Origin of the sequence: Salipiger mangrovisoli (assembly GCF_015223355.1) — a bacterium.
Taxonomy (GTDB): Bacteria; Pseudomonadota; Alphaproteobacteria; order Rhodobacterales; family Rhodobacteraceae; genus Salipiger; species Salipiger mangrovisoli.
The window spans coordinates 1-8,969 of the sequence record NZ_JADFFK010000053.1 but is presented as its reverse complement, the minus strand read 5'-3'; the positions used below and the strand labels follow the sequence as shown (position 1 = coordinate 8,969).

Annotated in this window: 5 protein-coding genes; 1 reads left to right on the top strand and 4 read right to left on the bottom strand. The window is 58.1% G+C overall.

What is annotated here, in order from left to right; translation table 11 throughout:
* Positions 1-1,234 precede the first annotated feature (1,234 nt).
* The 4 genes from IQ782_RS28825 to IQ782_RS28810 all read right to left on the bottom strand — a co-directional run bounded on the left by IQ782_RS28825 (position 1,235) and on the right by IQ782_RS28810 (position 6,963).
* Positions 1,235-2,224 (bottom strand): AAA family ATPase, encoded by a 990-nt coding sequence (locus IQ782_RS28825; protein WP_194138113.1) that lies wholly within the window; start codon positions 2,222-2,224, stop codon positions 1,235-1,237.
* Positions 2,221-4,467 carry an integrase catalytic domain-containing protein gene (locus IQ782_RS28820; protein ID WP_194138112.1) on the bottom strand — a complete coding sequence of 749 codons (2,247 nt, stop codon included), beginning with the start codon at positions 4,465-4,467 and terminating at the stop codon, positions 2,221-2,223. The genes IQ782_RS28825 and IQ782_RS28820 overlap by 4 nt, the downstream gene beginning before the upstream one ends.
* On the bottom strand, positions 4,464-5,204 hold the full coding sequence (locus IQ782_RS28815) for a hypothetical protein (RefSeq protein WP_194138111.1): 741 nt from the start codon (positions 5,202-5,204) through the stop codon (positions 4,464-4,466). The genes IQ782_RS28820 and IQ782_RS28815 overlap by 4 nt, the downstream gene beginning before the upstream one ends.
* A 649-nt stretch (positions 5,205-5,853) precedes the next feature.
* Positions 5,854-6,963: a mandelate racemase/muconate lactonizing enzyme family protein gene (locus IQ782_RS28810; protein WP_194138110.1), complete on the bottom strand. Its 1,110-nt coding sequence runs from the start codon at positions 6,961-6,963 to the stop codon at positions 5,854-5,856.
* Positions 6,964-8,274: 1,311 nt separating this feature from the next.
* On the opposite strand from IQ782_RS28810, the gene IQ782_RS28805 reads away from it, so the two are divergent.
* The gene (locus IQ782_RS28805) at positions 8,275-8,946 is read left to right on the top strand and encodes an SLATT domain-containing protein (RefSeq protein WP_194138109.1); all 672 of its coding nucleotides are present in this window, start codon (positions 8,275-8,277) and stop codon (positions 8,944-8,946) included.
* The last annotated feature ends 23 nt before the right edge of the window (positions 8,947-8,969 follow it).

Sequence of the window (8,969 nt, the reverse complement as noted above, 5' to 3'; positions counted from 1 at the left end):
CGAAGATCGACGATGACCGCCAGCCTCGCGATCAGCGACGCTCGCGGCTTCCTACACCACGCCGCGGGGCACTATCCATGGAGCGAGGATCAGCGAGCTTCTCGAGAGGTTCCGTTCCGTCCATCGATAGGGAGCCGAGAAGCCGAATGCGGAACGCCCGAGAGGCAATTGGGCGTCCGCCTCGACCTCGCATTGCCCAGAGAATGGGGCCGCGACGTTGCTGTCTGGCGCGGCCCTATGGGATGCGCCGTCTCCGGAGGCATGTGTTGATCGCTATCTCATCCACTGCGCCTGCGCGGTTCCGGCAGTGAACGCTACCTTGTAGGGCAAGAGCATGCGTCCGCTCTGGCCTGGGACACACGAAGTCCTTCCTGATCTCCGCTAAGGGGTCGAGCGTGATAGCGAGGATGTCCGCACGTCACCCCTCAGATGTGAGACATTCGCGCCAGGCAAGCTCAAAGCCTCTACCTACATCGCGAATGCAATCGGGAACTCAAGGACTACCCGAAAGAACGTCATGAATTCGGAATTAGAAAGGGGCGACCAGCGGTCGCCCCTTTTTTCGTGTTTTTGGCGCACTGTGCCTGAGGCGCAGGAACCGTTGAGGGGAGCGGAGATGTCAGGCCAAGTTTTTTATGAGAAAGAGCAAACCTTTGATGGGCTGCCCAATCCTACACGCAGTATCGAACCACCAACCGCACGACCTTCCGAACTCTTCAAGTGAGCGCCGCGCCGGGGACCTCTTGCGCCTACGCCACTATGGCTCGACACCATGGCTTTCACCGAAATAGGGATATCCGGATATCCATTTTGAATGTCGCTACCGGAGCGCCATATTCCCTGAAGAGGTTTCGAACCTCCAACCGCTTTAGTTCAACCCCAAATTTTCGGAAATCGGGCGTCTCCGCCCGATGCACTTATTATGATTGCACAATGGCCATTTCAGCCCCGCCGGTGGCCAATAATTGGTAGTAGGAACACTCTGACTACCAGTCAGAGAAAGCAGATGAGTGCGCAAAATCAGTGATGCCCGATTCGGCACAAGGAATTCATAAATTATTTCAAACACTTGCGGCATCCATCCGGGTAAATAAAAGCATAAGCTTGCGCGGAAACCAAAAAGCTGCGCAGCATCAGATGCTTAGCTAGCGATCCCCTCTTAGCCACGGCGCCCGGAAATGAAAAAACCCGCGCCGAGGCGCGGGTTTCTGGAGCTCTGAATGATCCTGAACGATCAGGTACCGAGGGCTGCCCGGAACGGCTTTTCCCTTCGGAACATCCTCTCGTAGCTGTCGTGAGTGAAGGGCGTCGCCAATTCGTTCATTCCGGTCTTCTCGCACCAGGCCGCCACAAAGTCAGAGCGATCAAGCACCCCTTCCATCCTGGCGACAGCGATCGCCACGGCATCGACCACCATGTCGATGACAAGGCCCCATCGGAAGGCCCCTGCGGTCGCAAGGCGGTGCAAGAAATCGCCCGTCGGCAGGCCTGCGTCGATCTCAATGCCCGCGCTGAGGGCATAGCTGCCGACGATTTCGTTCAGGACACCGTAGTCCGGCGCCGGCTGCCCCGGTGCGCTGCTAAGATCGATCTCGCTGAAATCGATCCTTGTCATCAGCCGATCGAGTTGCGGCTCGCGCTGCACGTAGTCTCCCAATTCCGGGACACCGGACAGGATCAGCATCAATGGCCAGTCATGCGACTTCATGAGCGTCTTGAACGCATCAAGGACACTCAGAACCTCAGCGTCCGATTTGCCCCGCATGATGTGCTGGGCCTCGTCGTAGTGGATCCCGATCACCCCCTTGAGCTTGGCCTGAGTAACGACCAGTTCCCAAATTTCGAACTGGGTCCGACGGGTCTTGTTGGAGATGGGGTAACCCAGAGCGTGCAGGGTCTTCCGGCCGAGGTCCTTCCAGCTGCCCTTGGCCTCGAGCACGCAGGGTACAATGCGGGCGCCCTCCCCTCCCGGGAGCGGAACGGCGCTTTCGTTAAACCGCTTCAGCATGTCTGAGATCTCGGCGGACTTGCCTGAGCCGGAGAGGCCCGTCACCAAGAGGCTGCGCGCCTCGAAACCCTTGTCCGACTGGAGGCGGCCAAGGTGACGGCTGAACAATTGCGCGAAAGCCCGCTGGAGCTCGTCGCCCCGGGCGAGCGAGAAATGGCGCTGCGCCAGGTCCGCATTCAGGTTTGCCAGGGAGGCGATGACGAAGGGATTGCTCACAGTTTGCTGTCCTTGATGGGCTCGAAGGTCATGTACTTTACGTCGTTGGTTTCAGGTTCGGCACAGGCGCTACTCTCAACGGGCGTACGCTTCTGCCGAGCGGGCGGCCCTGAACGGGTGCCGGTCTCGGAGGCATGCGAAGAGGCCGGCGGCCTCGTCTGCGTAGTTCCTGTGGACGGGCGCGATCGCACCACGCCCGCACTGCCGGTCCGGCTCATGAGGCTGCCCGGCGTTACGGTCGCGCCGACGTAGCTGGCCGGACGGGTTTCGACCTGTAGCAGTTTGGCGGCGCGCTCCTCGAGCTGTGCAATCGTTTGGAAATTCGCGGGGTCGCGCGAATCCGGGAAGAAACCGGATTCCCGTGCCCGGCGGGCGATAGCTTCGCTCAGGTGCGCGTCGTGTATCGCTCGCAGGGTCGGATTGGACTTGGTCGCGCTCTCCATAATTTCAATCGCTTCCTCCAGCGATTGATCCTTGAAGACAGTCATGCTCAGCCGTGCCTCCATCACGGTTTCCACACCTTCGGCGGTGATATAGACCTTGCGGAGGTCGTCAGGATCGAGATGAACAGTGACCAATTTCGAGGCCCCGCCCGCAAAGCGCTGAAGCTCCGTCGAGTTGAACGGGATATTGAATGCTCTGACACCTTCCGAGGTCGTACTCGCTTGGACCTTCACTCCGAGATGAAGGCAACGGTCGCGCTGCGAGGGCGGATCGATCGGACCATAGCGCCTTAGCGCTTCCTCTCTTTTCTGACGAGGGGTCGCTTTGTACATCCCGGTGCCGCGGTGTTGCCGGAAAGGATACTCATCGATGAAATACCGCGTGAGCGCACCAAAGACATCGTCGTGACTGATCTTGGCTGCGGCTTTTGGATCATAGCCTGTCAGCTCACCGGGGCGGCTGCCCGTATATCCCTCCATGAAATTGAGTACATCCCATTGGGTCGTGCCGAAAAGACGCTCGACAACCTGCTTGTCCATCGGTTGGTACGCTCGCGCCGTCATCACGGTCATACCCATTCCGAGCTGGCTTGCGTAGACGGACGAGTTTCGTGTTGCCGTACCGTTGTCTGCCACGGTGAGGCCCAGCCGCACCGGTGGCACTGGGTCCCGCTTGCACCCGTAGCGGATCTTTTCCTTGGTCTTGTCACGGGTCGCCATGCGAAGCAGTGCTTTGCTGTGATCCGCATCAGCCGTTTCGGAAATGATCCAACCAAGAACCTCGCGGGTGGCGATATCCATGATCACATGTAGCCAACAGCGGCGTATTTCATTGTCCGTAAGTTCCTTTGGCACTTTGCTAGGATCGATGGCCTTCGCGCGGACAACTCCATCTCCGCTACTGAATATCGACAGCAAACATTGGTCCCACTCCGCCTTTTCACCGAAATATAGCGCACGTACATCGGTTGAGCCGGCACCTTTCACGTTGTTCGCGTGACGCTTACCACCACGCCCGAGGACGCGCGCAATTTCCGGTTTTGCTTTCGCTCGCGTGCGGATCGTCGTGATCGTGGGAAAATCGACAGGTTGTGCGATCTCTTCGGGTGAACGATCGAAGGCCGCTTTTGCCAAAGTATAGACTTTCGCAAGCTTGGGCTTCCGCGGATCGTGCCAACCCTGCAGAACATATTCGATGAACCGCTCCTGCCATGGCAACAGCCGGTCCCCACGCCGACCCTTCTTGTGATCGCGATCTGCCAGAACGACTGGGTTCCGATCGAAGCGGTGGTAGACATCACGGTAGTTCGCAAGGGTTCGTCCTTGGGGCACTTCGAAGCCTTTCGCGAGCTTTCCGCCCCGCCGTGTCCGGAGGAAATCGTGCCCAGGCGCGATCTCGTCCGCGCGGACCAGCAAAGCGCGACGATGCTCGCCGCGTTTGCTCATGCTACACTGGGTAAGCTTCATGCCTTCCGAACGCAGTGCGTCCTGAGCCAACACCAAGGCAAGACGAGCCTGCACGATGCGCCGGGTCTCTTCCGAAAACTGTTCCAAGCGTTCAAGACCGCCGGCGTATTCCAGCAGCGCGTGCCGTTTCTCTGCATCCCGCGGGTTGACGACTTCACAATTCCGCTCGCGGATCGCTGTGTCTACCTTCTCGAACGGCAGGCTGAGGCATTCGCCTGTTTCCTGGCACTCCACCGCATAGCTGTCCTCCTCGAGCGCTGTCACCAACAGTTCGCGGCCATGCAATGTAAGGACGGCATTTTTTTGGACGTCGAAAGTAGGCTGAGCGGTCATGCGTTCAACGCCACCCGCGACGGGTAGTCGATGACCCCATGCATATCGGTCCAAATCACATTCTGGCCAATGAGGCGTATCGCCGCCTGATAGCCGCGCCATTGTTCCAAGTCGCAGTTCGAGATGAGATCATCCAGATACCAGTAATTGGTCGTGCGGGCGGCCTCCTCAACGATCGCATCCGCCTCCGGGTCCGCCACCTGAAGCAGATCCCAGATCCGGCGCAGGTTATCGCGATACGCACGCGTGTAATCGTCAGCGCAGACAACAATCGCGTCATCCGCAAAGTCGTCCGTGACGGCTGCAAAGATATCATCGATCTCGTCTTGGGTTTCACGCTTGGCAAGGCTCGTGGCGTTGCGCACGTAAACCGCGCGTCGATATCCGTCCGTGAATGTGAACCGAAGATCGAACTTGTGCGAGCGCTCCTTCAGCGTACGACTGCAGTCAAATGTGATTGGCGGGAGCTGCACCTCCAGGCCGTAGAGGTCGGGGCTCCGCAGTGCATCCAAGGCAACGGCGTATTCGGATTCGCCGTCGAAGTGATAGACCTGCCGAATGCCGCCCGACATCGGCGTGGCAATCGCCGCCGACACCCGCTTGACCGTATCGCTGCGCGTCAGCGGGTTTCGATCGCCGGCATAGGGCAGAACGCCATGGATAGGTGCCACCTGCAGGGCAGGCAACTTTTTCGGCTGCGCTGGTTGGTCCTGCAACCAGTCTTGATAGTTCGACATACGTTCTCCGTTCCCGGAAACTGATCGCTTCCGGGGTAGCCACTGCTCATTCCGGAGCTCAGATCGCGCTTGCCCGGGGCCGTTTTCGGCCTCTAGATTGGCAAGTGTTACCGGGCGATCGTTGCCCCAACTCTCAGGCGCGCACCGAGCCGGTGCGCGTTTTTTTTTGCTTCTTAGGTAGTCCTCTGAAGAGGCTGTCTGTTAACCAACGCCACGGCATTCCCGCTCGCATTAAACCTAAGGGGACCAAAATCGCCGTTTCTAGACCTCCACCCGCAATAGAGAGTCAACCAATTGATTTTGCGAAAAAAATAAATTTTCTTGAAGCCTTGAAAGCCCCCCAGGCGGCTCCTTTCGGGGTCAAGCCTGCTGCCTGAACGAAAAACTATGCGAAGTGACCGCTGAGGGAGCGGACCCTTTCGCAGAAAAGCCAAGCGATGGAACGAGGCGAAAAGCCCCCAAAATGCCGTTACGGCAGCGATCCGCGGCGCTCCTGGTCATACCGCAACACACAACCCATGGATGATTTAAAATCCATAGATCCATCTATACGTGTTTTCGGCAGTCATGATTCTCGCGTGAACCGAAGCCTAGGGCTCCAAGAACTGTGTAGTATGAACAAGGGCACTAAAGGATCTCTGATACGCGTTTAGCTTGCGGTCAAATCCAGCCCCTTTACCCGCGACGCGGCAAGCTTGTCCTCGTCCCAATCGATCCCGAGACCGGGGCTGTCGCTCGGGTAGGCCCGACCGTTCTCCATCCGCATCGGCGCCTTGGTCAGTTCATCAAGCTGCGGGATGTATTCCAGCCACGGCGCATTCGGGATCGCGCAGACGAGGCTTACGTGCAGTTCCATCAGGAAGTGCGGACAGACCGGCACATTGTGCGCCTCCGCCATGTGGGCGACCTTCATCCAGGGGGTGATCCCTCCGATGCGCGCGACGTCCACTTGCACGATGCTTGCCGCGTTTCCGACGAGGTAGTCCTTGAACTGACTCAGAGAATACATGCTCTCGCCAACGGCGACCGGCACCGAGGTTCGCGCCGACAGGACCGCGTGAGAGGCCACGTCGTCCGCCGGCATCGGCTCTTCGAACCAGGCGATGGCGAGCGGCTCGAGCACCTTCGCGCGCCGGGTCGCCTCGGCGAGATTGAAGGACTGGTTGGCATCCACCATGATCTCGAACGCGGGCCCCACGGCCTCGCGGACCGCTGTGAGCCGTTCCCGGTCCTCGCTCAAGTGCGGGCGCCCGATCTTGACCTTGCTGCCCGCGAACCCGGCAGCCTGCGCCGAAATCGCATCGGCGACAAGATCGTCCGTCTCGATGTGCAGCCAGCCGCCTTCGGTCGTGTACATCGGAACGCTGTCTTTCGCCCCTCCCAGCATGCGCCAAAGCGGCAGCCCCGCCCGCTTGCAGCGCAGGTCCCAGAGCGCCGTGTCCACGGCTGCCAGAGCGAGCGAGGTGATCGCCCCGACGCTGGTTGCATGGGTGGAAAATAGCAGGTCGCGCCAGATGCGCTGGATCGCCTCCGCCTCCTGCCCGATCAGCCGGGGCACCAGTGTCTCGCGTAGAAGCGACATGATGGCAGGCCCGCCCTGCCCGATCGTGTAGGAATAGCCAAGCCCGCTTGCGCCGTCGGCATCCGTAATCCGGACGAAGGGCGTTTCCTGCCTCACGAAGCTCTGGATCGCGTCCGTGCGCTTCACCTTCGGAAGCAGGTTCACCATGAATATCTCGACGCGCTCGATCTTGGCCATCAGTCCCTCGGGGTTGCGGGTCGGACGTTGGGATGTTGCAGTTCTTTGGCGCGGCGGGTCAAGATAATGCCGGAGCGACTTCTCAATACTCTAAATGCTGCATCTGGCCGCTATTGATCTCCAGCCACTCAAGGTCGACCGTTCATTTCCGAGCGAATAGCATCGTTCGAGTGCCTTCGTTAGCTCAGTGCCCGTGCTCGGCACTATTCGGACCAGCTAGGTGCGAGAGCGGCGAGGGTAAAGATGAAGACAGCCATGCTCGGCTGCGCCGTTGCGCCAAAGCGAAGGCAGCTGGCCCAGTCAGCAGGGTGAATCCGAAGCACTTCAACTTTTTAGCTGCTGTAGAAACCACGGAGTGCTGCGCAACCGGCAGCAAGGCGCAGGAAGCGGACCTTGGGCATAGGCGCGTAGGTCGGGCGCCATCCTACGTGCCCGGCCCAGAGCCGACCTTCGCGCCAGGCGCGGCGGATGACCGGCCCCCAGCCCAGAGCTGCCGGTCAAGTCAGGCGCAGTATGCATTTGATGGCGGCCCGGCTTGTTCGGGCGCGTCGTTTCAGCATGCCGCAAGCACATAGCTCCAAATTATTCCATTGCCGAAGCTCGCGAGCTTCAAAGTGATGGATTAGATTCACCACGCAGCGTAAAACTTCGGCAAGATTCGGCCACCGCCGTGTAGAAATCAACAGTCGCACCCGCCTGAAAAGGAAGAGCTATGCCAGTACGCATTCAAGCCAGAAGGCCCGGGCAGTGGTATGTTCGCTACGAAGCTGCCGAGGAAGCGTTCCCTGATAATCCAGAGCCCAGCGTGCTTCATACAACTTGGTGGAACCAGAGGGAACTGTATTTTGACCCGAATCCGCACCCAACTGAGCGCGGAGTGAATGCTCGAAACAACGCGCGAAAGCTGCAAGGTGTTCAAGAAGGGCGGATAGCAGTAATGCAAGTGGACGCGATAAATGAGCCTGGGCTGCGAGCAACAGGAGAATATGCCGGTGAATTTCGTGTGGTTCAGGCCATCGTTCACCACGACGGGTCACACGCATTAATCCTTGAGAGTATCCATCGAGATATTGTGCGCGCGGCTAGAGTATGATCCGACTTTGGTCGCAAAGGGTCTATCAAGCGATGGAAGCAGTTGAAAGCGGGAGTGAGCCCGAGGCACATCGCTAGTGAGGGGGCTTGGGGTGGTCTCAAAGAGCAAAGGAGGGGGGACAATTTCATTTGCAGGTACCGTAGAGGTACCTGCTTGGCTCGACGAAGCCAAAAATTTCAGGCTTTTATGCGCACAATCCAGTAAACCAGAGTTAAGATTTGACACACGTAGAACCAGTATCTCAGGCAGAGATTTCAAAAAAAGCCGACACAGCGGAAGAAAAGCTGTGCCGCCGAATGAAGATCACAAAGAGCAACCGATTCAACTATTCTAGACGCCTTAATGGCAGAGTGAGAAATCTATCCTTTTCACTTCACACCCTCTCCTTCCTTTCAATTCTTCTTGGGGTGTACCTACTTGCGTTTGCCGTAAATCTGACTCCAGAAGGCGCTCAGCTCATCGGAACCCTCTCAATTGGGATTTCTGTGATTTCGATTGTCGTTTCACAAATTAGCCCTGCCGAAGTGGATTCACGAAAAGCAAATGATGCTCACAAGTGTGCGCGTGAGATCAGCACGCTCTACCGACAGCTGGAGTCCGGGTCTATCAGGCTGGCAGACGCCTCAAAAGCCTACGAGGACATCGTATCTACATATACCGATAACCACGATAATTGCGACTTCATGCTCACGCTCTGTAGTTACAAGGAGGAGATGAAAAACCTCAAGGAAGAGCATGGTGCGAATTTGTTCAATGGGAGTTTAAAGTCTTACCTCTCGATGAAGGGTCCATTTATTTTCACGTGTGCAGGCGTCATCATCACGGCTTCCGTCTTTCGTAAACGCTGTCGCCGCCCCACATTGCCGACGGGATCAGCCATTGCGAGTTGATACGCATCCAAAGAGAAGGAGTG

What these genes read in the sequence shown, in the direction of transcription:
- IQ782_RS28820 (WP_194138112.1), bottom strand. Translation starts at nt 4,467, where the DNA reads ATGACCGCTCAGCCTACTTTCGACGTCCAAAAAAATGCCGTCCTTACA.
- IQ782_RS28810 (WP_194138110.1), bottom strand. Translation starts at nt 6,963, where the DNA reads ATGGCCAAGATCGAGCGCGTCGAGATATTCATGGTGAACCTGCTTCCG.
- IQ782_RS28815 (WP_194138111.1), bottom strand. Translation starts at nt 5,204, where the DNA reads ATGTCGAACTATCAAGACTGGTTGCAGGACCAACCAGCGCAGCCGAAA.